Source organism: Aeromonas simiae (assembly GCF_000820125.1).
GTDB lineage: Bacteria > Pseudomonadota > Gammaproteobacteria > Enterobacterales > Aeromonadaceae > Aeromonas > Aeromonas simiae.
In genome coordinates this window covers 55,665-82,296 of sequence record NZ_CDBY01000007.1, presented here as the reverse complement: position 1 = coordinate 82,296, position 26,632 = coordinate 55,665, and the positions used below count along the sequence as shown (strand labels likewise).

At 64.3% G+C, this 26,632-nt stretch carries 21 protein-coding genes; 4 read left to right on the top strand and 17 right to left on the bottom strand.

The window, feature by feature from the left end; all coding sequences use genetic code 11:
• Position 1: 1 nt before the first annotated feature.
• Both tamB and tamA read right to left on the bottom strand, forming a co-directional pair.
• Entirely contained in the window at positions 2–3,748 is a 3,747-nt protein-coding gene (tamB, locus tag BN1134_RS01015) for an autotransporter assembly complex protein TamB (RefSeq protein WP_042044711.1), read from the bottom strand.
• Positions 3,745–5,508, bottom strand: a complete 1,764-nt coding sequence (tamA, locus tag BN1134_RS01010) for an autotransporter assembly complex protein TamA (protein ID WP_456503096.1) — start codon at positions 5,506–5,508, stop codon at positions 3,745–3,747. Before tamA ends, tamB begins: the two co-directional genes overlap by 4 nt.
• Positions 5,509–5,781: 273 nt before the next feature.
• Here tamA and BN1134_RS01005 point away from each other — a divergent pair, with 273 nt between their 5' ends.
• Both BN1134_RS01005 and BN1134_RS01000 read left to right on the top strand, forming a co-directional pair.
• On the top strand, positions 5,782–6,150 hold the full coding sequence (locus tag BN1134_RS01005; protein WP_042044710.1) for a hypothetical protein: 369 nt from the start codon (positions 5,782–5,784) through the stop codon (positions 6,148–6,150).
• 56 nt (positions 6,151–6,206) lie between these two features.
• The gene (locus BN1134_RS01000; protein ID WP_042044709.1) at positions 6,207–6,485 is read left to right on the top strand and encodes a peptidylprolyl isomerase; all 279 of its coding nucleotides are present in this window, start codon (positions 6,207–6,209) and stop codon (positions 6,483–6,485) included.
• A gap of 5 nt (positions 6,486–6,490) precedes the next feature.
• Here the strand turns inward: BN1134_RS01000 and BN1134_RS00995 are convergent, their stop codons facing one another.
• From BN1134_RS00995 to BN1134_RS00925, 15 genes are all read right to left on the bottom strand, one after another.
• Positions 6,491–8,869: a DNA polymerase II gene (locus tag BN1134_RS00995; RefSeq protein ID WP_042044708.1), complete on the bottom strand. Its 2,379-nt coding sequence runs from the start codon at positions 8,867–8,869 to the stop codon at positions 6,491–6,493.
• Between the two features lie 101 nt (positions 8,870–8,970).
• Positions 8,971–9,336 (bottom strand): DUF2750 domain-containing protein, encoded by a 366-nt coding sequence (locus tag BN1134_RS00990; RefSeq protein ID WP_042044707.1) that lies wholly within the window; start codon positions 9,334–9,336, stop codon positions 8,971–8,973.
• 108 nt (positions 9,337–9,444) lie between these two features.
• A complete protein-coding gene (locus tag BN1134_RS00985) occupies positions 9,445–11,076 on the bottom strand; it encodes a methyl-accepting chemotaxis protein (RefSeq protein WP_042044706.1) in 1,632 nt (543 codons plus the stop codon).
• A 153-nt stretch (positions 11,077–11,229) separates the two neighbouring features.
• Positions 11,230–12,534: an inosine/guanosine kinase gene (locus BN1134_RS00980; RefSeq protein WP_042044705.1), complete on the bottom strand. Its 1,305-nt coding sequence runs from the start codon at positions 12,532–12,534 to the stop codon at positions 11,230–11,232.
• 152 nt (positions 12,535–12,686) lie between these two features.
• A complete protein-coding gene (locus BN1134_RS00975) occupies positions 12,687–13,070 on the bottom strand; it encodes an MAPEG family protein (protein ID WP_042044704.1) in 384 nt (127 codons plus the stop codon).
• A 31-nt stretch (positions 13,071–13,101) separates the two neighbouring features.
• Positions 13,102–14,076, bottom strand: coding sequence for a ferrochelatase (gene hemH, locus BN1134_RS00970; protein WP_042044703.1), 975 nt, complete (start codon positions 14,074–14,076; stop codon positions 13,102–13,104).
• A gap of 72 nt (positions 14,077–14,148) precedes the next feature.
• Positions 14,149–14,793, bottom strand: a complete 645-nt coding sequence (gene adk / locus BN1134_RS00965; RefSeq protein WP_042044701.1) for an adenylate kinase — start codon at positions 14,791–14,793, stop codon at positions 14,149–14,151.
• 210 nt (positions 14,794–15,003) lie between these two features.
• Positions 15,004–16,914, bottom strand: coding sequence for a molecular chaperone HtpG (htpG, locus tag BN1134_RS00960; RefSeq protein ID WP_042044698.1), 1,911 nt, complete (start codon positions 16,912–16,914; stop codon positions 15,004–15,006).
• A 160-nt stretch (positions 16,915–17,074) separates the two neighbouring features.
• Positions 17,075–17,677: a recombination mediator RecR gene (recR, locus tag BN1134_RS00955; RefSeq protein ID WP_042044696.1), complete on the bottom strand. Its 603-nt coding sequence runs from the start codon at positions 17,675–17,677 to the stop codon at positions 17,075–17,077.
• A 71-nt stretch (positions 17,678–17,748) separates the two neighbouring features.
• Positions 17,749–19,659 (bottom strand): putative bifunctional diguanylate cyclase/phosphodiesterase, encoded by a 1,911-nt coding sequence (locus BN1134_RS00950; RefSeq protein ID WP_042044695.1) that lies wholly within the window; start codon positions 19,657–19,659, stop codon positions 17,749–17,751.
• Position 19,660: 1 nt separating this feature from the next.
• Entirely contained in the window at positions 19,661–20,143 is a 483-nt protein-coding gene (locus BN1134_RS00945; protein WP_042044694.1) for a putative pterin-binding protein, read from the bottom strand.
• A gap of 180 nt (positions 20,144–20,323) precedes the next feature.
• Positions 20,324–20,653, bottom strand: coding sequence for a YbaB/EbfC family nucleoid-associated protein (locus BN1134_RS00940; protein ID WP_042044693.1), 330 nt, complete (start codon positions 20,651–20,653; stop codon positions 20,324–20,326).
• A 111-nt stretch (positions 20,654–20,764) separates the two neighbouring features.
• Positions 20,765–23,236 (bottom strand): DNA polymerase III subunit gamma/tau, encoded by a 2,472-nt coding sequence (gene dnaX, locus BN1134_RS00935; RefSeq protein ID WP_042044692.1) that lies wholly within the window; start codon positions 23,234–23,236, stop codon positions 20,765–20,767.
• A 212-nt stretch (positions 23,237–23,448) separates the two neighbouring features.
• A complete protein-coding gene (apt, locus tag BN1134_RS00930; RefSeq protein WP_042044691.1) occupies positions 23,449–23,994 on the bottom strand; it encodes an adenine phosphoribosyltransferase in 546 nt (181 codons plus the stop codon).
• Positions 23,995–24,098: 104 nt separating this feature from the next.
• Complete coding sequence (locus BN1134_RS00925) at positions 24,099–24,473, bottom strand: YbaN family protein (protein WP_042044690.1); 375 nt, start codon at positions 24,471–24,473, stop codon at positions 24,099–24,101.
• A 109-nt stretch (positions 24,474–24,582) separates the two neighbouring features.
• Here BN1134_RS00925 and dusC point away from each other — a divergent pair, with 109 nt between their 5' ends.
• Positions 24,583–25,527 (top strand): tRNA dihydrouridine(16) synthase DusC, encoded by a 945-nt coding sequence (gene dusC, locus BN1134_RS00920; RefSeq protein WP_042044689.1) that lies wholly within the window; start codon positions 24,583–24,585, stop codon positions 25,525–25,527.
• A 56-nt stretch (positions 25,528–25,583) separates the two neighbouring features.
• Positions 25,584–26,408, top strand: coding sequence for an AraC family transcriptional regulator (locus BN1134_RS00915; protein ID WP_042044687.1), 825 nt, complete (start codon positions 25,584–25,586; stop codon positions 26,406–26,408).
• The last annotated feature ends 224 nt before the right edge of the window (positions 26,409–26,632 follow it).

The window sequence follows — 26,632 nt, the reverse complement described above, 5'->3', positions numbered from 1 at the left end:
GTCACAGCTCGAAGCGGTAGAAGATATCGACCGCCTGGGCCAGTCCGGTTACCGCCTGCAAGTAAAGGCGGGGCATCAGCTCGTAGCGCAGCTTGAACTCGGCAATCGGGCTGAACACCCCGACCCCGTATTGCAGTTGCAAGCCCGGCAACAGATAGGCCGAGAGGGTCACCTGGGTGTCATCTCCGCTGCCGGCCGTGTCGAGCGAGACATCGCTCAGCCCCAGGGTTTCCCCAATGTCCGAGACCACGCCGTTGGCCTGACCAACCGCCCCCGCCACCAGCAGGCCGTTGAAACCGCCATCCTCACCGCTGGTTTGCAGCCCCTTGCCGCGCAGCAGGTAAGAGAGACGCTCCGACTCCGACATGGTCGGGTCCGAGTACACGGTCAGCTTGGGCTTGCTGGCCAGCCCGGTCACCTTGACCCCGACGGTGACGTTGTCCTCCACCGTGCTGGGGTTACGGATTGCATCCACGTTCAGGTAAGGCTGATCGAGCGGCCCGCCGAAGGTGATCTTGCCCTCCTTGATCAGCAGGTTCTGCCCGTAAGCGAGGAAGCGGCCATCGTTGAGCACTATCTCCCCCCGCCCCGCCAGCGGCTTGCCCTCGTCCTGGCTCAGGCGCAGCTGGCCCACCAGCTTGGTGCGAAGCCCCATGGCATCGAGCTGCACATCGGGGCCGATCGCCACCTGCATCCGCAACTTAAGCGGCAGCGGCGCCGCCTCCGGCAGCAGGGGGGCGTCGTCACGCACAATCACCACGTCATCGGAGAGGCCGACCGCGCTCTCCGGCAGGCTCTTGACCACGATCCGCGCCCACGGCACCGTGATGGTCCCGGTTACCTCGGTCTGCTCGCCAAGGCTCACCTGGATGTCGGGGGTAACCCGCAGGCGCCCCATTCCGGGGTACTGCGCCTCGAGGTTGGAGCCCTGTATGGTCAGGCGTCCCACCATGGGCTGACGGGCCCAGCTCAGGGAGCCTCCCAGATTGAGCGGCCCCTTACCGACGAGCACCTTGCCGTCGATATCGGCGCGCTCCCCTTCGATACGCAGCCGGGTATCGAGCTTGGTCAGGGTCACCATGTCCGAGGTGGTCTGCACCTCCCCATCTCGCAGCCGCAGCTCCCCATAGAGCAGCGGGCGCTTGAGGGTGCCGTCAAAGCGGGCCTGACCGGCCAACACCCCTTTTAGCTCGCGCACCTCGGGGATAAGCGGCGCAAAGGCATCCGGTTTCAGATCGCGCAGCAGCAACTGCCCGCCCAACTGACCACGCCCCTGCGGATCGCGCACCTCGACCTGAGTGCGCAGGCCACCGAGCTGCTCCGAATCGAACTCGACATCGATCTTCGCCTGGCGCGGGTCCATGTCCACCGCCAGCGCCAAGGTGCGATAGGGGGTCTTGATGTCGTCGGTCACCAGCGTGCCGGGCGGGGTGCTCACCCTGGCATGCAGCTCGTGTTGGTCCCCCTTCCAGCTGGCACGGGCATCGGCCGAGAGCACCGCCTGCCACTGGAAGTTGTCGGGCAGCCAGGGGCGCAGCCGGCTCAGGTTGAAGTTGGCCAGCGTGAGGTTAAGGCTCCCTTGCTGCGGTGAGGCCTGCCCCTCGTGCAGGCAGAGATCGGCGCCGCGCGAAGTGAGGCAGAGCTCACCGAGACGAGCCAGCAGCGTCTGGGTATTCACATCGAGAGCCCAGGGCTGCTTGAGCCCCCAGCGGCGCAGCGGCGTGTCCAGATCAAGCTGGGTCAGGCGGCCACGCCAGATCTCCTTGGTGAGCCCCCCCTCAAGGCGCAGCTGACTCGCCACCGGCTCCCCCTTAAAACCAAGGGTGAGGGTGTGACGCGGCGCATCCCCTTGCAGGGCCAGCGCCAGCTCGCTCAGCTCGACCCCCTCCTGCTTGAGGGAGGCCACATTGAGCTTCACGTCACCTGCGGGTTGCTCACCCAGCACTCCTTTGCCATCGAGCGCCACCCCGCGCAGGTCAATCCCCTCGAAGTAGACGCGCTCACCGGCCAGCTGTGCACTCAGCTCGGGGCGAGCCTCGCTGCCGCGCAGCCGCACCTCCCCGTTGAGATCGCCCTTGAGGCCGGGATAGAGGCTCGCCAGTTGGGGGGCCGCCAGCGTGGCATCGAGCTGCCAGCGCTCGGGTTGCAGCTCACCGTGGGCCGTCACCTTGTTCGGGCCCGAGGTAAAGGAGAGCGCGGGCAGCTGCCACTGCATCTTGTCGTTGCCTTTGAGCTCCCCTTGCAAGGAGAGCGGGTACTGATTGAGGCGGCCATCTACCTTCAACGTCGGCAGCGCCAGCGCCCAGCCCCCCTGCTCATCGAGAGTGAAGCGACTCTCAATCTGCCCCGAGAGCGCCCCCTTGAGCTCGGGCACCAGGGCATGGGGATTGAGGTTGGCAAACTGCGCCTTGCCTTGCCACTGTACCCCCTTGCTCCAGCCGAGCTGGCCATCGATACCGAGGGAGCCTTCCAGCGCCGCCAGCGTCAGGGTTATCTTGCGCAGCTGGTTGATGTCCCCCTCCCCCTTCAGATCCAGGGTAAAGGGCGGCAGATCGGTGCCCTCACCGGCACTGGCCAGCGCGAAGCGATAATCATTGAGCGATCCCTTAGCGGTCAGGCTCCCTTTTTTCAGGCGATAGCTGGCCTCCTGCGCGGCCGGTTTGTGCAGCGGCCACTGCAACCCGGGCCAGGAGAGGGAGGCGTCAAACGGCAGGGCCGGATCGAGCGGCGCCAGCTTGCCCTTGAAGGTGGCCGCAACCGGCCCCTTGGCCTCCAGCGCCAGCGTCAGGTCGGCCACGCTGCCATCGAGTGCCAGCTTGAGGGTCTCCCCCTTGAGCTCCCCCTCCAGCAACCCCTTACCAAGGGTGCCGTCCAGCACCAGGGCCAGCGGATAATCCCCGGTGAGGCTGAGGTGGCCGCTCAGGCGGGCCTCGGCCATCTCGTGGGCCAACGTCAGGGCATCGAGCGTGACCACCTCACCCTCGGCGCCCGCATCGAGGGTCAGGCGGCTGACCACCTCATGCAGCTCACCGTCGCGATACTGGGTGTCGGTCAGCTCAAGCCCCTCGATACGCACCGGGAAAGGCAGCTTTACTTCGGGCAGGGTGATGGGGCCGGCCGGCGCATCCGGCTGCGCCGGGGTCGGCGCGGCCGCCGCCGTGGTCGTGGTCGTGGTCGTGGTCGTGGTCGTGGTCGTGGTCGTGGTCGGCAGCATGGTCAGATGCAACCCGTCTAAGCGCGGGCCGCGCAGCGTCAGCCCATCACGGGTCAGGTGCGCGCCGATATCCCCTTCCTTGATCGCCAACGTCAGGCCGGGCAAGGCCAGCTGCATGCCGTGCAGCGCCAGCGCATCCACATCGATGCGCAGCGGCAGCGGACGCCAAACGAAGGGCTCGCCATCATCGGGCTCAGGCTCACTCTGGCTCTCGGCCACCTTGACCACAGGCTGATCGGCCTCGAGTCGCTTGATCCAGAGCCGCCCCTTGAGCAGCTGACCGAGATCCCAATCGAGCACCACCCGGCACACCTGCACGTCAACCAGCTCGTCCTGCCACGCCAGATCGTCGAGCGTCCAGCCATAGCCAAGCTGGCCGGCCACCAGCTCCCCCTTGAGTTGGGGCAGATAGGTCTTGGCCTGCTGCCACAGGAAGCGGTTGCCCGCATGGGTAAAGCCGAGCAGGCTGACCAGGATGAGCAGCAAAAAGAGCAGACCGAGCAGCCACAGCAGGGCCTGTTTTATCCACTTCATAGATCCGGTCCCAGAGCAAAATGGAGGCGCAGGGGCTTGTCATCTTCCGAGATCCCCACCGCCAGATCGAGGCGCACCATGCCGATCGGCGTCACCCAGCGCACCCCGGCGCCGGTGCCAATCTTCCAGGCCTCGGAGTAGTCGTTAGTGGCGGTGCCACCATCAACAAACAGGGCCCCCAGCCAGCTGTTGCTGAAGCGATAGTCATACTCGAGGCTCGCCGCCGACATGTAGCGGGCACCGAGTAGCCGCCCCTCGCTGTCGCGCGGCGAGATGGACTCGTAGCTGAAGCCACGCACCGTCTGATCGCCCCCGGTGAAGAAACGCAGTGAAGAGGGCACCTCGGCGAAGCTGTCGCCGATGATGGCCCCCTGCTCGCCACGCAGCAGGAAGCGGTGGTTGTCACCCAGGGTGCGCAGCCACTTGGTTCGCCCCCAGGTACGCACAAAGTTCATGTCCGAGCCCCAGTGGGTATCGGAGACCTCGACCAGCAACTGCTGACGATCGCCCCAATCCGGCACCAGGTTGCCGCGGATGCGCAGCCGCGACCAAGAGATGCCCGGCAGCAGCAGCAAGCTGTTACCGGCGTCCTCACCCTGCACGTAATCTTCATAAAGGGCGCGCACGAAGACGTCGCGATCCCAGCCATCCGGCCGCTTCTTCCAGCGGTGGATACCTATGGTGCTGAGATCGGAGCGGGTGTCCTTGTAGTCCTCGTGCTTAAAGCCCGCCAGCACCGAGTAGTAATCCTGCAGCGGGTTACCCACCGGGATCTGATAGTCGAGGCTGAGTTCGGCCTGGGGTTGGGAAATCTTAAGATCGGTCTTGAGGCGGTGACCGTGGCGGTTGATCCAGGGTTTCTCCCAACTGCCGCTCATGCGCGGCCCTTCGTCGGTGGAGAAGCCCAGACCCACCTCAATCTCGTGCTTGTCGCGCGGGGTCAGGGTCACCTGCATCGGCACCACGCCGTCCTCGGCCTCGGAGACCAGCGGGCGGATCTCGCTTTCGCGAAACAGGCGGGTCGAGGAGATATCCTGGGACATGTCGGCCAGGGTCAGCGCCTGATAGGGCTCACCGCTGTGAATGGTCACCAGCGGGCGGATCAGCGAGACCGCCTCTGGGGTCGCCTGATAGCGGATCTCGCCGTAGCGGTAGCGCCGCCCCGAGTCGTAGACGATGAGGATCTGCGCCTCGTTCTTGTCAGTCAGCACCTTGACCTGGCTCTTGCGCAGGCGGGCATCGAAGTAGCCGCGCGCCAGGCCAAGATTCCCCAGGCTCGACTTGATGCTCTCGTATTTGCCGTGGTGCAGCACCTCCCCCTCCTTGAGGGGCAAGTCGTCGAGCAACCGGCTATAGGCCTCGTCGTGACCGGCGTCACCACGCAGCAACACGTCGAGGGACGTGACAATGACCGGCTCCCCCTGCTCGACCTTGATCACCACTTTGCTCGGTGTCTCGCGCTGGCGGGTGATCTCAATCTTCGGCTGGTAGTAGCCGGTGGCCTGTAACCCCTGGCTCACCGCCTCCTGGATCCGCTCGCGGGCCGCCCGGAACTGGCGATCCTGATAGGTGGGCAGGCCGTTGAGGTAGGCCGTCACATTGTCCTTGAGCTCGCCCTTGAGGCCTTCCAGCTTGTAGGTGATCTTGGCCGCCCAGGCTGAAGGCGCCAGCAACAGTCCAGCACACAGGAGCAGCAGGGCTCCATGACCAGACCGGGTACCGGCACGCAGCGTTCCTCTCTGTGCATGCGTGTCGCTCAAGCTTGTTATCCTCATCATGACTGAACTGTAACAGGCCCATATTGGGCCCAGACGGTCATGCTAGCACAGTCAGATTTGCCGGGCCGCCCCTGTCAGGTAGTAAATCGCGAGAGATATGAGTGAGTTGTCGCAAACTTGTCCAGTTCTGTCGCAACTTGCACAAATACACCTCACCCTCCCCTTCGATTCACTCGGTTGCACCAATCGATTAATTACGCTGCCGCTCACGCCACAGAAAGGCGACACTGATCACATTGCTAGAGGAGAGATGACATGCACCACACCAGCGAAAAGATGGCGGACTTCGTCGCCGACCGCATCGAATTTCTGACCTTTCTGGCCAGCGTCAGCGCACTGATGGCGCTGCTGACCGGTATGGAGGGGGAGCGGGCGCTGGCCTTCACCGCCCTCAACCTGCCCATCGGGCTGCTGCTGCTGGTCGGGCTTGGTCTGCTCTCCCCTCTGGCTTTCCACTGGCGACTGCTCGGCACCACCCTGCTGCTGACCGGCGCCGCCCTCACCGTGATGGGGCTCGGCGCCAGCTGGATCACGCCGATCGCGGTCTGGTGTGTCTATGGCCTGATGGCGCTTGAGGTGATGTGGCAGGCCCGTGCCAGTCAGTTGCGGTTGGCGACCCGCTGACGCGGCGCCCGATTTCGGGTACCCTTGCGACCCTTTTGCCCCTCAAGGAGCCCCTCATGAAAACCGCCTGCGCCCTGCACATCCTGGTCAAGACCGAACGCCAGTGCCTCGAGATCCGCGACAAGCTTGCCAAGGGGGCCGATTTTGGCCAGATGGCCAAACGCTTCTCCACCTGCCCCTCGGGCAAGCGCGGCGGCGATCTGGGGGAGTTCTCCCGGGGCGACATGGTCAAGGCGTTCGATGATGCCGTCTTCAAGGGGGAGCTGCTCAGCGTGCTCGGCCCGGTGCGCACCAAGTTCGGCTTTCACCTCATCAAGGTGCTCTACCGCCGCTGAGCCGGTTAAAACAGCTTGAGCTGCTGGCCGCAGATCCGCTCGAACGACTCCCCGACGAAGGGGAGGATGGCATCGGCGATCGGCTTTAGCTGCTTCTCCACATAGTGTTCGTAGTCGATGGCGCTGCGCCGGTACTCCAGCGGCTCGGGGCCACTGACCGTCATGACGTAGGCGATGGTACCGCGATGCTGGTAGCGCAGCGGCAAGCCGCGGCGACGGTTCTCATCGTCGGCCAGCCGCGCGGCGCGCACGTGGGGCGGCACGTTTTTCTGATACTCCTCGAGCTGCTGGCGCAGCCGCTTGCGATAGACCAACTGCTCATCGCGCAGCCCGCGCCGGGTTTCATCCACCGTCTCTCGCACAAAATCGCGCGGACTGCGGTCGTGAAACACCAGGTTAAACAGCTCTGACTGGAACTCCTTGGCCAGCACAGTCCAGTCGGTGCGCACCGTTTCGAGCCCCTTGAACACCAGTTTTTCCGCCTCCCCTTCCCCCACCAGACCGGCGTAGCGCTTCTTGCTGCCCTTCTCAAGGCCACGGATGGTCGGCATCAAAAAGCGCCGGTAGTGGGTCTCGTACTGGATCTCGAGGGCACTCTCAAGGTCAAACTCGGCGCGGATCTTCTCGCGCCAGTTCTGGTTGATGAGATCCGCCAGGCCATGGCCGATGGCATCGGCTTCCCCCGCACTCACCGCCTTGCCCAGGTGCACGAAGGTGGAGTCGGTATCGCCGTAGATCACCTGATACCCCTGCGCCTCAATCCACTCGCGGGTGGTTTGCATGATGCCGTGACCCCGCAAGGTGATGGAGCTGGCCAGCCTCGGATCGTAGAAGCGGCAGCCCCCCGAGCCCAGCACACCATAAAACGAGTTCATGATGATCTTGATGGCCTGGGAGAGCGGCTTGTTGCCCGCCGCCTTGGCCCGATCGCGCGCCTGCCACAGCCCCTCGATGAGGGCGGGCAGAAAGTGCCGCTCACGGGAGAACAGCGCCCCGCGAAAACCGGGAATGGCGTGTTCCGGGGCATTTAACCCCTCCACCAACCCCATGGGATCGATGCGAAAGGTACGGATGATGCTCGGGTAGAGGCTCTTGAAATCGAGCACCAGCACGTGGCGATAGAGGCCGGGGCTCGAATCCATCACGTAGCCGCCTGGGCTGGCCAGCCCGCCCCCCTGGGGCAGGTTGGGCGCCACATAGCCGCCCCGGTGCAGACGCGGCAGATAGAGGTTGGTGAAGGCCGCCACCGAGCCGCCGATGCGATCGAGCTCAAGGCCGGTGAGTGACGCCCGCTCCACCGCGAAGGCGATGAGATCGCAGTGCGCGAAAATTTCGTGCACCAGGCGGCAATCTTCCAGGTTGTAGCGGGCCAGCGCCGCCTTGTTGGAGTGAAACAGCTCGGTGATCTTCTGGCCGCGGTTGGCCACGTCCTCGATATCCTTGCCGCGCCCGAGCAAATCGCTTGCCACCGCATCGAGGCTGAAGCTGGGGAACTGCCAGGTGGCACTTTTGAGGGTATCGATCCCATCGAGCACCATGCGCCCCGGCAAGGTCACGTTGCCGCTCTGGGGGTCTTGGCGCGAGGCGCGCCAGAAGGCGAGTTCGCGGCCACGGCCGAGCCGCAGCCGCCGCTTGTAGAGATCGGCGCGGCGCAGCAGCAGACGAAAATCAAAATTGACCACGTTCCAGCCCATCACCAGATCCGGATCGAAGCGCTGGAACCAGCGCTCCAGCGCCGCAAGCAGGGCTGGCTCATCGCTCACCCACTCCACCGGGGTCGCCATCTCCTCGGGCTCGCCAATCATGATGACCCGCTCGTCCATGGGGCTCGACAGCCCCACCGAGAAGAGGGTGCCGTCCATGGCGCACTCCACATCGAGCGAGACCCAGGAGAGCTGCGGTGTGAGGGTGGCAGGAGCACAGCGCGCGCGGCCCACCTGCCAGTTGCCGGCACGCCGCTGCACGGCGCCCTGAAACTTGACCCCGGCGGTAATGAAACGCTCCATCAGGTAGCGCTCGGCCAGGCGGATGTCCGCCTCAAAGTGCTCAATGCCCTTGATGAGCAGCAGCTCCACCGCCTTGTGAAACGCCGCCAGGGTCGGGAAATAGACCCCCGCCACCGCCCGCCCGTCGAAGGTGTGCAGCGGCAGGCGACGGGTGCGCCCGCGCACCCCGTGGGCGCGAAACAGGGCCATCGCCTCGCTCAGTTGGGCCAGCGGCAGGAAGAAAAGCGGCTCCTGCCCCTCGACCACCAGCCGTACCGGCCCCTCTGGACTCCACAGCCAGAGGATGATCTCGGTACGGCCGCCATGGTCGCGGGCGTGGCGGGTAAGGATGAAGCCCTCGCTCGGGGGGCTTGGTTGCGTGGAAGGCGTCGCGCTCATGGCACCATTGTACGTTTGTACAGTGGTGAGCGGCAAGCTGCTCCCGTTAACGAAAAGGGGCCGCCTCACGGCAGCCCCTCTCAATGCAGAACCCGATCGGTTCAGGCTTCATCGACCTCAACCAGCACCTTGGCCAGCTCGATGGGCTCGACTTCGGCCCCCTCCAGCTCGCTGTTCCAGTTCGGGCCGATCAGCACTTCATCTTCGTCCAGATCGTTGACCCACACGTCGAGGAACTCCTCCAGATCGATGGCATCCGGCTGGTAGTCCACCCACTCCTCGGCGCAGTGCAAGCGGGCATCCGCCTCATTGGACCACAGCGGCATCACGTCTGCGTCCTCAAACTCCGCCGACTGGCAAACGACCCAATCTTCACCGTAACGCAGCCCCCACAACTGGCCCGTTTCACGGACCTCTTCGATAAACAGTTGAAAATTGGCGTCAAGGTTGTCAGTTAGCTTGCTCATTGGGAGGTCTCTCTTGCACAGTGCGCGGGCCCAGGATGGCCGCCTAGAGCAGATGGTCTCCCAAAACCCCTACCGACTCAAGGACAAGCGTCAAAAAGCGGGCATCATTCAGGTTTGATAGCGATCCACCAGTGCCGAGAGCTGACGCCCCCCCGCCTCCAATGCCGCCACCGCCTGCTCGGTCTGCTCGTTGTGCTCAAGCGCCCGATGCGCGGCGCGGGCAATGGTCTCCATGTTGTGGTTGATCCCCGCCACCGACGCGACCTGCTGATCGGCAGCGCTGGCTATCTGGCCGTTCATGCCCCCGATCCGGTCGATGAGGCCGGCCAGCTCGGCGATGACGCGCTCCATCTGTGCGACCGAGTGCGCCGCCGCATCGGAGAGCCCCTGCAACTGGCCGATCTGCGCCGTCACCTGATCGGTGCCGTGCTGCACGCTGGCGATCATGTTGCGAATTTCGTCGGTCGAGGCGTGAGTGCGATTGGCCAGGGTGCGCACCTCGTCGGCCACCACCGCAAAACCGCGTCCCTGCTCCCCGGCCCGTGCCGCCTCGATGGCGGCGTTGAGCGCCAGCAGGTTAGTCTGCTCGGCCACCCCGCGGATCACCTCGAGCACCCCGTCGATTTTCTGGCTGTCGGCGCCGAGCTGCTCGACCGAGGCCACCGAGGCCCCCAGCTGATCGGCCAGCCGCTGTACCACCTCGGCCGAGCGCTGCATCAACGCCTCGCCGTCGTGCACCATCGCCATGGCCTGAGCGGCCGAGCCTGCTGCCTCACGGGTATGTTCGCCGATCTCCTGGCAACTGGCGGCCACCTGCGACATGGCGCTCGCCACCCGTTCGGTGTCGGCCACCTGCTCGTTTGCCAGCCGGTGGTGGTTGTGGGCCACCCCGGCCAAGCGCTCGGCCGCGCCGTCATTGTCCCGGGCGATCCCCTGAACCTGCTGCACCAGGGTCACCATCTGATCGGCGAAGCGGTTGAAGTTACGCCCCAGCGCGGAGAGCTCGTCTCGCCCCCGCTCGTGCAACCGGGCGCGCAGATCCCCTTCACCGCGAGCCAGCACCGCCAGGGCGCGGGAGGCGGCCTCCAGCGGCTGCACGATGGAGCGCCCCAGCCATCCAGAAAGCAGGGCCAGCAGGGTGAGGATCACCAGGCTAACGCCGAGCAGGCGCAGCAGTACCTGCCGGTACTGCTGCTCCACATCATCCACATAGATGCCGGTGCCGATGATCCAGTCCCATGGCGCAAAACGCTTGACGAACGACACCTTGGCCACCGGCTGCGCCGAGCCGGGCTTGGGCCACTGATAGGCCACCTGCGCCCCTTGCGGGGCGTGGCGGGTCGCCTCGACAAAGGCAACGAACAGGCGCTTGCCATCCGGGTCGGCGACCGCGGTCAGATCCTTGCCGTCGAGCTCGGGCTTCATCGGGTGCATCACCATGAAGGGGCGGCTGTCGTTGATCCAGAAGTAGTCGTCATGGCCGTAGCGCAGGGCGGCAATGGCCTTGAGCGCCGCCTGTTTGGCCTGCGCCTCGGAGAGCGTCCCCTCGCTGACCTGCCGGGCGAAACCATCGACCAGGCTCCAGACCGTCTCCACCTGATGGCGGGTCTGAACTTGTTTCTCTTCAAGCAGACTGCGGCGGTACTGCTCGGCCGCCACCAGGGTCAGCAGCAGCAGGGAAAGCAGGGCCAGCAGGGTGATCAGCAGCAGGCGGTGGCGGATCGAAAGGCGGGTCAGCACGGTGAAATCCTCTTCATTCCTTGATGAGTGAGGATCACGCTAGGTGAAAAGAGGGGGAGCTGTCTATCCGACCCGGGTCGCAAATGAGTAATTTGGTGAGGTGCCTCACGCCCCTTTTAAAAAATCCGGGGGCCATTGGCCCCCGCGTGCGGATCACCGCTCCCAGTACACCTCTTCCAGGCTGTCTTCCTTCTCGGGCAGCCCCCGAGAAAGACGCGGACTGCTCTGAGCCAGCACCTCGTAGCTCACCCGGTTGGCATACTTGCACACCTGGGCCAGGGAGGAGTAGGTGAGAAAATCGGCCAGGTGCTTGGCCGAATTGGGCACGGCGCTGCGGTGATAGGCGTTGGCCACCATGTCGTGCAGCACGGCCGAGAGGGCGCCATCCCCCGCCCCGTTGGTGTTCTTGATCTTCTCAGGGCCCCCCATGTAAGGGGCAATGTGAGAGTAGATGCGCAGCGGCTTGCGGCAGCGGCGACGCATCATGGGGCGGCTGAACTCATACATGTTGAACTCGGGGATGACCCCAGGCAGCAGCGGCAAGGAGGTCTGGCGCTTGTGATCGTCATCGGTGTAAGCCGCCATGTAGAGCCCGACCGGCCCGGCGGTGCAGAGCACCATGTCGGCCCAGTCGAGCGCCTTGTCGGCGGCGGCCAGCGGATCGGCAAAACCGGTCAGGGCCTCCCCTTCCTCTTCGTTCATGGCTAGCACGGTGACGTTCTCGCTGATGAAATCGCGCCACCACTGGGGATCGGATTCGATGACGAAGCGGGTGCCCAGGGTCAATACCACAGGAACCCCGGCGTCGCGGGCATAACGCACCGCCGCCATGGCCGCCTCTTTCATCGGCGTACCGTCCTCGCCGCGCACTAGGTAGGCGGTGATGACCAGAGCCGAGGCCTCCTTGATGATGGCTTCGGGGATGTGGGCCACGTCGAGGTGATCCATCTTGCCGGCGTTGATGCCAAAACTGCGCTCGCCCCCCTCGGTGATGAAGGTGAAGCAGCGGCCGATGGGGCCGGCCACCGGTTGCAGATAGTCGAGGTTGACCCGCGACGAGGTGTTGCACAGATAGCGGTAGGCATAGCTGCCGATGCGGATGTCCTGACTCATGACCCCGAGCAGGATGGAGTGGGAGTCGGCCAGCACCGAGTAGTTGTGCATGGTGTTGCCGATGGTGCCGCCGGCAAACTCGCTCACCACCATGTCGTTGCTCTTGAGCTCGTCGTAGATTCGCTCGGCCACCTCGTCGGTGATGACCACGGAGTGACCGCAGCTCAGGCCATAACGCTCGAGAAAGGCCCGATCCACGTGCGCCTCGATGTCGACCAGGGTCTGATCGATGCCGACCACGTAAGCCTTGCCCCGATCGGCAAGCGCCGCGCTCTGGGAGAGAAGGGGATCGCGGCGATCCACCGGAAAGTAGTGTTTGGACTTACGCTGACCGGGAAATTTCATGGCACTGATCTTTAGCTGAGGAGGAACGAAAGGGCCGCGATTCTACCACACCCGAGGGGGGCGAAAAGGCGCGGCACCCAAGATTCTTCCCAGTATATGTGCCCGGCCGGGAGGGGAAACGTTTGCCCTCCCCCGACGGGGTACCCGCCCCCTTAAAAGGCGTGGACGAGGGCGAGCAGCGACCCCAGCAACAGGGCGATGAAGGTGGCCATGATCCCGACCAGGCGATAGGGGTTGGGGGCCTTGGGGATCTGAATACCGATGGCGTGGGAGAGACGCCCCAGCAGCAGCAAGCCACCGATGAGATGCAACCAGAGGACACCGGCGCCCACCAGCTCCAACCCGCCCATCAGCAGCAGCACCAGCGGCACATACTCGGCGAAATTACCGTGGGCACGCACGGCGGCGCGCAGCTCGGGGCACTCCCCTTCGCCGAGCGAGACGCGAAACTTAAAGCGGCGCGAGATGACCCACACCGACAGAGCGAGAAACAGCAGGCCGAGCAGGCCGGCATACAACAGGGTGATGTGCAGCATGACTTTCCTTCCTTAGGGTGATGCCGTGTGATCAGGCCAGCTCACGACAGATGAGCGAAACCATCATACGGATATGGGCCGCCTCGTCGTTGAGCGAGGGGATAAAATGGAACGCCTCGCCGCCGTGCTCGAGGAACAGCTCGCGGTTCTGGCCGTCGATCTCCTCCAGCGTTTCCAGGCAATCGGCGGCAAAGCCGGGGCAGATCACCTCGAGGCGCTTGACGCCCTTGCCGGGCAGGCTCGCTACCGTCTCGTCGGTATAGGGCCTGAGCCACTCCTCCTTGCCAAAGCGCGACTGGAAGGTGAGGCTCCAACGCCCCTCTTCCAGGTTGAGCGCGGCCGCCAGCAAGGAGCCGGTGTGACGACACTGATCGCCGTAAGGGTCCCCTTCGCGGGCATAACGTTCGGGAATGCCGTGAAACGACATCAGCAGGTGATCGCCCTGGCCATGCCGCTCCCAGTGACGCCGCACGCTCTGGGCCAGCGCCTGGATGTACTCGGGGTGAGCGTGATAGTCACGGATGAGGCGCATCACCGGCAGGTTGCGCTCGCGCTTCATCGCCTTGGCCCAGGCGTCAAACACGCTGGCCGTGGTGCTCACCGAATATTGGGGATAGAGGGGCAGGATGATGACGCGATTGACCCCTTGCTCCTTGAGCTGCGCCCAGCCCTCACTCATGGAGGGGCTGCCGTAGGTCATGGCCAGGGCCACCGGCACGTCGACCCCTTCGCGCGTGAGCTCCTGCTCGAGCGCCGCGCGCTGGCGCACGCTGATGGCCATCAGGGGCGAGCCTTCCGCCGTCCAGACCGCTTGGTAGAGCTTGGCGACCCGCGGTGAGCGGGTTGGCAGAATAATGCCGTGGAGCAGCGGGCACCAGAGGGTGCGAGGCAAGTCGACCACCCTGGGGTCGTGCAGGAACTGGCCGAGAAACGCCTTGACGGCGGCCGTGGTCGGTGCCGCCGGCGTGCCCAGATTGACGAGCAGAATGCCGGTTTTGGTTGTCACTGTGCCTCTCTGTGGTGGTGTGCCATCGCCATAAAAAAAGGGCCCTGGTCGGGCCCTCTTTTTTAGCAGGTTTTAACCCAGCAGGGTAGCCAGTTGCTGACTCACTGCATCGACGCTCTGGGTGCCGTCGATCTTGTGGTACTGGGTGCGGCCGGCCTCGGCCTCTTGCTTGTAGAAACCGACCAGCGGAGCGGTCTGGGTGTGGTAGACGTCGAGACGCTTGCGCACCGTGGTCTCTTCGTCGTCGGCGCGGATCACCAGATCCTCGCCGGTCACGTCATCCTTGCCTTCGACCTTGGGCGGGTTGAAGACCACGTGATAGGTGCGGCCAGAGCCAGGGTGAACGCGGCGGCCACTCATGCGCTTGACGATCTCTTCGTCCGGCACGTCGAACTCGAGCACGAAGTCCACGCTCACACCGGCTTCCTTCATGGCCTCGGCCTGGGGAATGGTGCGCGGGAAACCGTCCAGCAGGAAGCCGTTGGCGCAATCGGCCTGAGCGATACGCTCCTTGACCAGACCGATGATGATCTCGTCGGAGACCAGTTGACCCGCGTCCATCACCGCCTTGGCCTTGAGGCCCAGCTCGGTGCCCGCCTTGATCGCGGCACGCAGCATGTCGCCGGTGGAGATCTGCGGAATACCGTGTTTTTCCATGATGAACTGAGCCTGAGTACCCTTGCCGGCACCCGGTGCCCCGAGCAGAACAATGCGCATACACGCTCCTATTGATTGGTTATTCAAATCGTTGGCGGGGGAAAAATTACACGCTTTCCCCCGCTTCCACAAGCCAAAGCGGGACAACCGGCCATTTTGCCGCCAGTGCAGCCCGCTTGCAGGCTCCTTGTCCGGCCTGAGGTGGCAGGCATCGACTGCGTGAAAATGCAGCATAAATGCGAAGGCCCGCCGAAGCGGGCCTTCCGGGCATCACCCCAGCAGCAACCGGTTGATGCGAGCCACGAAACTGGCCGGGTCGGTCAGACCGCCCTGCTCCGCCAGCTGGGCCTGCTCGTGCAGCAGGGTGACCCACTCGCCGAACAGGCTCTCGTCCTGGATACCGTCGAGCTTTTTGACCAACGGATGCTCAGGATTGAGCTCGAGGATATATTTCTGCTCCGGCACCGGCTGGCCGGCGGCGCGCATCAGCTTGATCATCTGGGTGCTCATGCCGTAGGCGTCGGTAACGATGCACGACGGCGAGTCAGTCAGGCGATGGGTGACGCGCACCTCTTTGACCGCCTCACCTAAGCTCTTTTTCACCCGCTCGACGAGGCCGGCGTTGGCCTTCTCGGAGGCCTCCTGGGCCTGCTTGTCGGCGTCGTCTTCCAGATCCCCGAGATCCAGCTCGCCACGGGTGACCGAGATGAGCTGCTTGCCGTCGAACTCGCTCAAGTGGCTCATCAGCCACTCGTCGACCCGCTCCCACATCAGCAGCACCTCGATGCCCTTCTTGCGGAAGATCTCCAGATGCGGGCTGTTCTTGGCCGCAGCGTAGGAGTCAGCAGTGATGTAGTAGATCTTCTGCTGACCTTCCTTCATGCGGCCAACATAGTCCTCCAGCGACACGCTCTGGGCCTCGCCGTCGCCGGCCGTGCTGGCAAAGCGCAGCAGCTTGGCGATCTCCTCGCGGTTGGCGTAGTCCTCGGCCGGGCCTTCCTTGAGCACGTTGCCGAACTCAGTCCAGAACGTGGCGTATTTCTCGGCATCGTCCTTGGCCAGCTTCCCGAGCAGGGTGAGCACCCGCTTGGTGCACGCCTTGCGCAGGGCCGCCGTGGTCTTGTTGTCTTGCAAGATTTCGCGGCTGACGTTGAGCGGCAGATCGCCCGAGTCCAGCACCCCCTTCACGAAGCGCAGGTAGGCCGGCATGAACTGCTCGGCGTCGTCCATGATGAAGACGCGCTGCACGTAGAGCTTGAGGCCGTGTTTCTGCTCGCGGTTGTAGAGATCAAACGGGGCGCGGGCCGGCACATAGAGCAGGCTGGTGTACTCCTGGGCCCCTTCCACCCGGTTGTGGCCCCACAGCAGCGGGTCCTCAAAGTCGTGGGCGATGTGCTTGTAGAACTCCTGGTACTCCTCGTCCTTGATCTCTTTCGGGTTGCGGGTCCACAGGGCGGTCGCGCGGTTGACCTGCTCCCACTGGCCCGGAGTGCCGACGACGGTCTCGCCCTCCTCTTCCCGATCCGGGGTACCCTCCTTGTACAGCTCAACCGGGATGGAGATGTGATCGGAGTACTTACCCACCACGGAGCGCAGGCGCCAGTCGTCGAGGAACTCCTCTTCCTCGGCACGCAGATGCAGGATCACATCGGTACCGCGGCTCTCCTTGGTCACATCGGCCACGGTGAACGAGCCTTCCCCTGCGGATTCCCACTGTACGGCGCGCTCAACCGGCTCGCCGGCGGCGCGGGAGACCACGGTCACCTTGTCGGCCACGATGAAGGCGGAGTAGAAACCGACCCCGAACTGACCGATCAGCTGGGAGTCCTTGCTCTGATCGCCAGAGAGGTTCTTGAAGAACTCGGCGGTGCCGGAGCGGGCGATGGTACCCAGGTGCTCGATCACCTGGTCGCGACTCATCCCGATCCCGTTGTCGGAGATGGTCAGGGTGCGGGCGTCCTTGTCAACGATGAGACGAACGCGCAGCTGACCGTCATTCTCATACAAGGAAGGCTCGGAAAGCGCCTTGAAGCGCAGCTTGTCCGCCGCATCGGAGGCGTTGGAGATGAGCTCGCGCAGGAACACTTCTTTGTTGGAGTAGAGGCTGTGGGCCATCAGGCTCAGCAGCTGTTTCACTTCGGTCTGAAACCCGTGGGTTTCGGCATGAACGGCTTGGGTCATCGGCAATTCCTTGACGATTCAGGTTGAACGGATTCGACAAGGAAGATGGGGACAGGTGCCGAGGTTTCAAGGGGGAGGATGCAATTTTCCACACGCCAAAGACCCGCAAGCCCCGCCAAAGGCAGGGCTTGCACACTCGCACTGTCGCGCCAGCCGAGACTCACAGTAGGGGCTGGCGCCCCATCAGGGAGTGAGAGAGCGTGGTGCCATCCACCAGCTCCAACTCACCGCCCACCGGCACGCCATGGGCGATACGGCTCACCTTGACCCCGGCAGCGCGGGCCATCTCGGCGATGTAGTAGGCGGTGGCATCCCCCTCAATCGTGGGGTTGGTGGCGAGGATCAGCTCCTCTATCTGCTCGGCGCGCAACCGCTGCTCGAGGATCTCCAATCCCAACTCTTGCGGGCCAATCCCGTCGAGCGGCGAGAGGTGACCCATCAGCACGAAGTAACGGCCGCTGTAGTGACCGGTCTGCTCGATGGCCGCCACGTCGGCCGGGCTCTCCACCACGCAGAGCAGGCCGTTTTCGGCGCGCTTGGGGCTGGCACACAGCTCGCACAGCTCATTTTCGGTGAAGGTGCGGCACTGGCTGCAATGGCCAATCTCGGTCAGCGCCCGGGTCAGGGTCTGGGCCAACCGCACGCCACGGCTGCGCTCGCGCTCGAGCAGTTGGAACGCCATCCGCTGGGCCGACTTGGGGCCCACGCCGGGCAACACTTGCAGGGCCTTGATCATCTCGTCAAGCAGGGGGCTGAATTTCATCGCGCTCTCAATCAGACAGTAACAGGGGCAGGACTATACCCAAAGGTGGGGGGCCTTGTCATGGGCTCCCTTCAGCCACAGGCCACCTCGGTCAGCATGAGTCCTGGCCCGAAATAGTCGTCACAGAAGGCGTGAAACGCCGCGGCTGGCAACGGTCTGGCATAAAAATAGCCCTGCACCTCATCGACCCCGAGACGCAGCACCGCCCGCCACTCCTCGTAGCGCTCGACCCCCTCGGCCACCACCTGTACCCCAAGTTGATGGGAGAGATCGGTGATCATCCCGACAAACAACGCCTGCCGCTCATCGCTGTCGATCGCCGTGATGAAGGAGCGGTCAATCTTGAGCTTGTCAAACGAGAGCGCTCGCAGATAAGAGAGCGATGCCCAGCCGGTGCCAAAATCATCCAGTGCCACCCGCACGCCGATATGGTGTAGTCCGCGCAGGATATGCTGGCTGCGCGGCAGATCGTCGATGGCAATGCTCTCGGTCAGCTCCAGCACCAATTGCTGGCGTTGCAGTGGCCCCCCGGCCAGCGCCGCCTCGACCTGTTGCGGCAGACGATGGTGGAACATGGAGCCCGAGAGGTTGACCGACAGTTCAAGGCGCGCCACCAATGCGCTGGGAAAGGCGGCGAGATCCCGTTGCAACCGCCGGAAGATCCAGGCACCGAGCCGTTGGCCGAGGCCATTTTCCTCTGCCAACTCGACGATATCGGGTGGCGCGATAAAGCCATATTCCGGGTGATGCCAGCGCAGCAGCGCCTCGGCCCCCAGCCGGGTTGCCTCATGCTCACAGACGATCGGCTGGTAATGCAGCGCCAGCTGCTGCTCGTCCTCACCATCGAGCAGCTCACGCAGTTCGACCGAGAGTTGGCGGTTGCGCCGATAGTGCCGGTACATGGAAGAGGAGAACATCACATAGCGCGTCGCATCTTGCCGCTTGGCACTCTCGAGCGCGATGTCGGCAAACAGCAGCGTCTCCTCCGGCGAATTGAGCGAAGGGGCATACTGGCTTACCCCCATGAAGACATGCACCCGATGCGCCGGATCGGCCTCATAGGCCAGCTGGGTCAGCTCGGCGTGCAGCGTTTCGAGAAACGGAAAGCGCAGATAGGTGGGCATGCTGCCGATCATGACGATGGCAAACTCGTCGCTGCCGGTGCGGGCCACAAACAGCGCCGGGCCGCGCAATGCATGCAGCTTGGCGGCCAAGGCGCACAGCAGGGCATCTCCCACCTCATAGCCCAGGCTGTCATTGACCTCGCGAAAGTGACCGAGATCGAACAGGCAGACGGTCATGCGGCGGCCACCACGCGCCACGTGGCGCCGCAAAAAATGCATCAGCGCCACCCGGTTGGGTAGCCGGGTCAGGCTGTCATTCCAGGCGAGAAAATGCTGACGCCGCACCTCCAGAAAGAGGGTCAGCAGCATCGCCATGGTCACCAGCAGCAACACACCGAGCACGACAAAGTTCTGCTCCCTGACCCGCTCCAGCGTCACCCGGGGGGTCACGACGGAGGGGCCGGTGAAATTCTGGATGGTCACCTTACGCACCGCATCAAGACGCAGATCCAGCTCTTGGGACAAGCGAGCCAGCCCTGGATCGGCCGGCGTGGCGGCCACCACATCGGCTTCATGGCGTCGCAGCAGGGCCAGCAGATCGCTCACCGCCTTGCGGATGGGGAGCAGCTCCTCGTTCTGCCCGACCCCCTTGGCGTGCAGGAACACATCGAGTCGATTCCAGGCGATATCGAAGCGCCGCTGCAACGCCTGCGGTGAGCTGCCCCCTAGCCGGTAGAGGGCCAGCTCCCCCTGAAAGGCGCGCAGCTCCAGCTCCATCTGGGCAAGAGACCAGGCCGAGCGCTGGGTGTAGCGGGTCACGGCATTGAAGGCCCGCTCGTAGTTCCAGGCCGACCAGAGGGTCACCCCGAGAAACGCCGCCACCATCAGCAGCAGGCCGAAAAATTTGCTGCGCGGCATATTAATGGCTCTCGAGACGGGTCAGCTGCCACACCATGCGGCTGTGGTAGAGCTCCTTGTCGAGCTCGGGATGAGCCGAGAGAGGGTAGACAATCCACAGTGGCCCCTTGCTGCGCAGGGTCAAGGGTTGGCCATCTTGGCGTGAGGCCAGCAGCACGGGGTACTTCAGTGCATCGCTGACCGGTACGGCCGCCCAGTAGTCGTTGACGGCGACGGCCTTTAAGGCATCTCCTGGGAGGGAAAACCTCGCGATCAGATCCCGCAGCAACACCCCCCGGTAAACATGGGTGCCCTCGGTCCACGGCGTTTCGGTCTTGAGTTCATGCTGGGGCAAGGCCTCAAACTCGGCACGGGTCAGTTGCACCCTCCCCGCCCCCTGGCAGCACCCTGTACCACTCAGGGTCAAAAAAGCGTCCCCCGCCACCGCCACGGCACTCCATAGACCACTGCACAGCATCAGCGCCTTCAACAAACGTTCGCCCATCCGCCCCTCCTTGTCGTGGTTTAAACAGGCTAACCTTTTGATTTTTTATACTTTTGAGTTCAAAAAAAAGACCAGTTCAAGGGTAGACCAGCTATCAACATCGTGCACAGTAGCAAGGCGCACCTCAATACACGGCATAAAAAAAAGAGCCCCCAAGGGCTCTCTTCATCCATCTTCGCCTTAGAACGGCATCTTGAAGCCGGGCGGCAACTGCATACCACCGGTCAGCTCGGCCATCTTGCTCTTGTTCTGCTCTTCGACCCGGCGCACTGCGTCATTGAAGGCGGCGGCGATGAGATCTTCGAGCATCTCTTTGTCGTCTTCCATCAGGCTCTCGTCGATGGCGACGCGGCGCACACTGTGGCTACCGGTCATGGTGACCTTGACCATACCGGCACCGGATTCACCGGTCACTTCCATCTCGGCCAGCTGCTCTTGCAGTTGCTGCATGCGCTCTTGCATCTGCTGGGCCTGCTTCATCAGGTTGCCGATTCCACCTTTACCAAACATAGTTCGTCTCTCATCTTGAACGGATACGGCCAAGGCCGCGGGGCTTGCCGGAGAATATGGGGACAGCAAGCGGTTTTTCAACCCGGGGACCGGTTGCCGGTCAACCCGACATCATTCGACCAGCGGCTCGATGGAGTCGATATGCAATTCGGCTCCGAAGCGCTGGCGCAAAAATTGGATATGGGGATCCCCTTGCAGATCCCGACTCGCCTGCTCGAGTGTCTGCATATAGAGGCGATGCTCCACCTCAAGCGGCGTCTCATGGCCTTCCACCACGCCCAGCACCACCTCCACCCTCACGCTCTCGCCAAGGGCGGGCCCAAGGTGTTCGGCCAGCGCCTGGCAGGCTTTCTCGCTCACCAGATGGCGCTGCTCCGGCTTGAGGGTCAGATGCAACACTCCCGGCTCCCGGCGCATGACCGAGTTGATGGCAAGCTGGCGCAGCCGCCCCCCCACCTGAGTGTGGGAGATGAGCTCGGCCCACTCGTCACCGCAGTGAGCCAGCAGGCTTGAGGGGATGAGGCGCTCACCAAAATCGCCCTGCTCCTCTTGCGCCTCCTCCAGCTCATCCCAGTCGATGGTGGCTCGCTCCGACTGAGGGGCCTCCTCCAGCACCGGCTCGGCGGCCAAAGGCGCCACCTCAGCGGCAGGTGCAACCTCGACGGCGGGCACCACAGCGGGCGTGGCGGGGGCATCGTCCAGCGGCCACGGCGGCAGATCGGCCGGCACCGGCGCGGCAGCGGGGGCCGTGGCCACCTCACTGACGCTGCTCGGCGGCCAGTCACTACTGGCCATGGCCGCCTCGTAGTCGCTCCAGGAGACGCCCTCCTCCTCTTCCTCCTCGAGCGGCACAAAGGCGGGATCGAGGCGGCGCGCGGGGCGGCTCGGCTCGGCGGCGACCGGCGCGGGTTTCGCCGGAGCCGGCGGTGGGCTCGGCATCTTGGCAGCGGCAGGCGCCGGTGCCTGCCGTGGTGACAGTTCACGGGTCGGCACCGCTGTGTCAGCGCGCAGGCGGCTGCGCAGGCGGCTGCGCAGCATATTCTTCTTGCCAAGCAGCGCCAGAGCGCCCGATGCCTGGGGCTCAGGGGCCGCGGCCGGCGCTACGGCTGGCTCGGGAAGCGGCATCTTCTCGGCGGCGGGCACCTCGGCCGGCTGCGGCTCGGGAACCGGCATCACCTCCGCGGCGGGCACCTCGGCCGGCAGCGGCTCAGGGCTCGGCATCATCTCGGCAACGGGCTTGGCCGCCTCGGGAAGCGGTACACTGGCCGGCGCTGCGGCGCCGTAGCCCATCTGCTCGGCCTGAGCCATCAATTCGGCCTGCTCGGCAAAGAGCGCCTGCTCATCGGCCTGAGGTGCTGCCTCGGGCTCAGGGGCGGGCTCGCCCTCCTGAGACTTTCCCGGCACGGCGGCGACCACCGGCGCGCTGTGGGGGGAAGCCATGCCAAGCGGCGCCATCGCCTGGGGCGCGGCGCTAAAACTGGCGGCCGGCAGGGCGACCCGACGCGGTGAAAACGCCAGCATGCGCAGCACCGTCATCTCGAGTCCGCTGCGGCCATCCGGCGCCCATTGCAGCTCCTTGCGGCCATTGAGGGCAATCTGATAACACAGTTGCACCTCTTCCGGGCTCATGGTCTGGGCCAGCTGGCGCAGCTGTTCGGCATCGCCCCCCTCCTCCTGTACGCTGGAGGGGAGCAGCTGGGCCATGGCGATGCGGTGCAGCAGTGCCTCCAGCTCGGCGTGCAGTTGGTCAAAATCGGGGCCGAGCGTGGCCATCTCCTCAATCTTGGCGATGGCCGCCGGCGCATCCTGGCGCAGCACCGCCTCCAGCAGTTGATAGAGGTGGCGGTGATCCAGGGTGCCTAGCATGGCCAGCACGCTGTCGAGATGCACGCTGCCGTTGCCGTGGGCCAGCGCCTGATCGGTCAGGCTCAAGGCGTCGCGCATGCTGCCATCGGCCGCCTTGGCCAAGGCCAGCAGGGCGCGCGGCTCGAACGGTTGCCCTTCCTGATCGAGCACCCATTCCAGCTGCTTGGCGATCTGGGTCTGATCCAGGCTCTTCAAATGAAACTGCAGGCAGCGCGACAAGATAGTGATGGGCAGCTTCTGCGGATCGGTGGTCGCCAGCAGAAACTTCACATAGGGGGGCGGCTCTTCCAGGGTTTTCAGCAGCGCGTTGAAGCTGTGACGCGACAGCATGTGTACCTCATCGATGAGGTAGACCTTGAAGCGACCACGGGCCGGGCGGTATTGCACGTTGTCGAGCAGTTCGCGGGTGTCTTCCACCTTGGTGCGCGAGGCCGCATCGATCTCCAGCAGATCGACGAAGCTCCCCTGCTCTATCTCGCGGCAGGTGTCGCACACGCCGCACGGGTGGCTGCTCACCCCCTGCTCGCAGTTGAGGCTCTTGGCCAGGATGCGGGCTATGGTGGTCTTGCCGACCCCGCGGGTACCGCTCAGCAGATAGGCGTGGTGCAGCCGCCCCTGATCCAGGGCATTGGTGAGGGCCGTCAGCACATGCTGCTGGCCAACCACCTGCTCAAACGTACGGGGGCGCCACTTGCGGGCCAGAACCTGATAGCTCATCGCACTCCATCGGGGGGCTCATAGACAATGGGACGGATGCTAACACAAAGGGCGCAGCGGCAATACCTTGAAGGGGCGCGCAGCGGCGCGAATGGCGGGTTTTCGGGCACTCGCACCGGTGGGCAGGACGCGTGCTGACGCAGGGCAAAAACACAAAAGAGAAGGGCCCCTCGTCAGGAGCCCTTCTCTTGTCACGATACCGACGCCGGGAATTACTCCCCGTCGTACTCGACCAGAGTCAACACCTTGACACCGGCAGCGCTGAGGCGCGCCTCGCCGCCCAGGGCCGGCAGGGAGATGACGAAGGCGGCATCATCCACCACGCCACCGGCGCGGCGGATCAGCTTGATGGCGGCATCGACGGTACCACCGGTGGCCAGCAGGTCATCGACCACCAGCACCTTGTCACCGGGCACGATGGCATCGGTGTGCATTTGCAGGGTGTCCTGGCCGTATTCGAGCTCATAGGACTCCTCAATCACCTCGCGCGGCAGCTTGCCAGGCTTGCGTACCGGCACAAAACCGACGCCCAGGGCACAGGCGACCGGCGCGCCGAAGATGAAGCCGCGGGCCTCAGTGCCAACCACCTTGGTGATGCCCTGATCCTGATAGTGCTTCACCAGCAGATCGATGGTGGCGCGAAACGCTTCGGCATTTTCCACCAGGCTGGTGATGTCGCGAAACATGATGCCCGGCTTCGGGTAGTCGGGAATGGTCTTGATGCTGCTTTCGAGAAACTTCAGGGTATCCGGATTCATGATTTGACCGTTATTCGTATCGCTACGGCGACAAACAAAAAGGCCTGTCATTGCAAAAATGACAGGCCAACTCCACTACATTTTGCCGCGATAGCTTAGGCACTTCACTGCTTCAATGCAACTGGCTCGACCAGAGGCAAACGATTGATGATCACCAGCAGCCCCACCATCATGACCAACAGCAGCACTCGCAGCCACACGGACGGCACCAGCAGCAGTGACACCCCGAACGAGAGCAAGATAAGCAGATTGGCGCGGCGTCGGGCGCTGCGACGGATCCCACGGTGGCGCTGCCAGTCGTCGATAAGCGGCCCGAATTGCGGATGATCCAGCAGCCAGCGATGAAAGCGCGGCGAAGAGCGGGCAAACAGGGCCGCCGAGAGCAGCACGAACGGCGTGGTGGGCAGCAAGGGCACCACGATGCCGATGATGCCGGTGATGAGGCTGAGCCAGCCGAGCAGGGTCAACAGGGCGTTCATCGACAACCTCCAGCGCAATGACTGCCAGCATCCTAGCAGAGATCCGGGCTGACAGCAGGCCGCCTTGCCACTACAATCTCGCCTTCGTTTTATCACCACGCCGTTCGCCATGCACATTACCCTGGCCCCCATGCAGGGGGTACTCGATCACCTGATGCGTGAGACCCTCACCGCCGTCAACGACTATGACCTCTGCATCAGCGAGTTCGTGCGGGTGGTCGATCAGCTGCTGCCCGCCAAGGTCTATCACCGCCTCTGCCCCGAGCTGAAACAGGGCGGCAAGACCCGTGCTGGCACCCCGGTACGGGTGCAGCTACTGGGCCAGCACCCCGAATGGATGGCCGAAAACGCCCTGCGCGCCATCGAACTCGGCTCGCCCGGGGTCGATCTCAACTTTGGCTGCCCGGCCCCCACGGTCAACAAGAGCCAAGGCGGCGCCGTGCTGCTGAAGACCCCCGAGACGGTGCACGCCATCGTCAAGGCGGTGCGAGACGCGGTGCCGGCCCATCTGCCGGTGAGCGCCAAGATCCGCCTCGGTTTCGAGGACAAGGCGCTGCACATGGAGAACGCCGACGCCGTCTATCAGGGCGGCGCCAACGAGCTGGCGGTGCACGCCCGCACCAAGGTTGAGGCCTATCGCCCCCCCGCCCACTGGGAATATGTCGATGCCATCCGCCGCGCCCTGCCCATTCCGGTCACCGCCAACGGCGAAATATGGAACCACGCCGATGCCATGCGCTGCCGCGCGGTGTCAGGCTGCGATCGCCTGATGGTGGGCCGTGGCGCCCTGTCGCTGCCCAACCTTGCCAACGTGATGAAGCAGGACTGCCCCCACCTGAGCTGGCCCGAGGTGCTGCGATTGATGGTGCGCTACAGCGAGCAGGACTTGGCCAGCGAGAAGGCCGACTACTACCCGAGCCGCATCAAGCAGTGGTTCTCCTACGTGGTGCGCGAGTACGCCGAGGCCGACGCGCTGTTTCGCCGCATCCGCACCATCAAGACCGCAGACGAGATCCGCGCCGCCCTCGAGCGCGAGTGCACCGCGCTGACCTGAGCTTGGCCGCCGCCCCCGCTAAGCCTATGATGAAGGCCCAGTGACAGGAGGTCAGGATGCAGGGCGCAGCGCCATTTACTCATCAGCACGACAGGGCCGATTTTCGCACCTTGCCGCAACAGCCGGATATCGAGCTGTATCGCGCCCACATCCGCTCCCACACCTTCGATCCCCACAGCCACGAGGGATTCAGTCTCGGGGTGATTGAGCACGGCGCCGAGCGCTTTCGTTATCGCGGCAGCCAGCATTTGGCCGGCTCCGGCAGCCTAGTGTTGATGAACCCGGACGAGCTGCACACGGGCGAGTCGGCCAGCGAAGAGGGGTGGCGCTACCGCATGCTCTATCTGCCCGCCCCCCACCTCACCGCCATCAGTGGTCGGCGAGACTGGAACTTCCCCGAGGCGGTCTGCCATGCCCCCGCCACGGCCCGCCAGCTGCAAGGGTTGCTCGATGCCCTGTGGCACTGCGACAGCAAGCTGGCGGCCGACGGCCTGCTACTCTCGGTGTGCGAGACCCTGCGCCCCCACGGGGTGGGCCGTGCCAACCCCGATGAAGCCCCTCACTCGCTGGCGCGCGCCGTCGACTACCTGCAAGCCTGCTTCGCCCAGTCGATCACGCTGGGCGAGCTCGCCGCGACGGTGAACCTGAGCCCCTATCATTTCCAGCGCAAGTTCAAGGCGCATTTTCACGTCACGCCACAGCAGATGCTGATGGCGGTAAGATTGCAACGCGCCAAGGCCGCACTGGCCGGTGGAATGCCCGCCGCCGACGTGGCCGCCGCTTGCGGGCTGGCCGACCAGGCACACCTCACCCGTGCGTTTCTACGCCGCTACGGCACCACGCCGGTACGCTACCAACGCCAAGTGCTCGCCCTGCGATAAGCGCAATCTGGTTCAATACGGCGCCGCCCGCTTCGGGTTACCGTGCTCACTCCACTTCTTCATTGCTGCGAGCCTGTCATGCTGCTTGGTGTCCTGTTTGCTCTGCTGGCCGGCCTGATGTGGGGGCTGATCTTCATCGCCCCTCTGCTGGTGCCGGATTACCCGCCCTCCCTGCTGGCGAGCGGCCGCTACCTCGCCTTCGGCCTCATCGTGCTGCCGCTGGC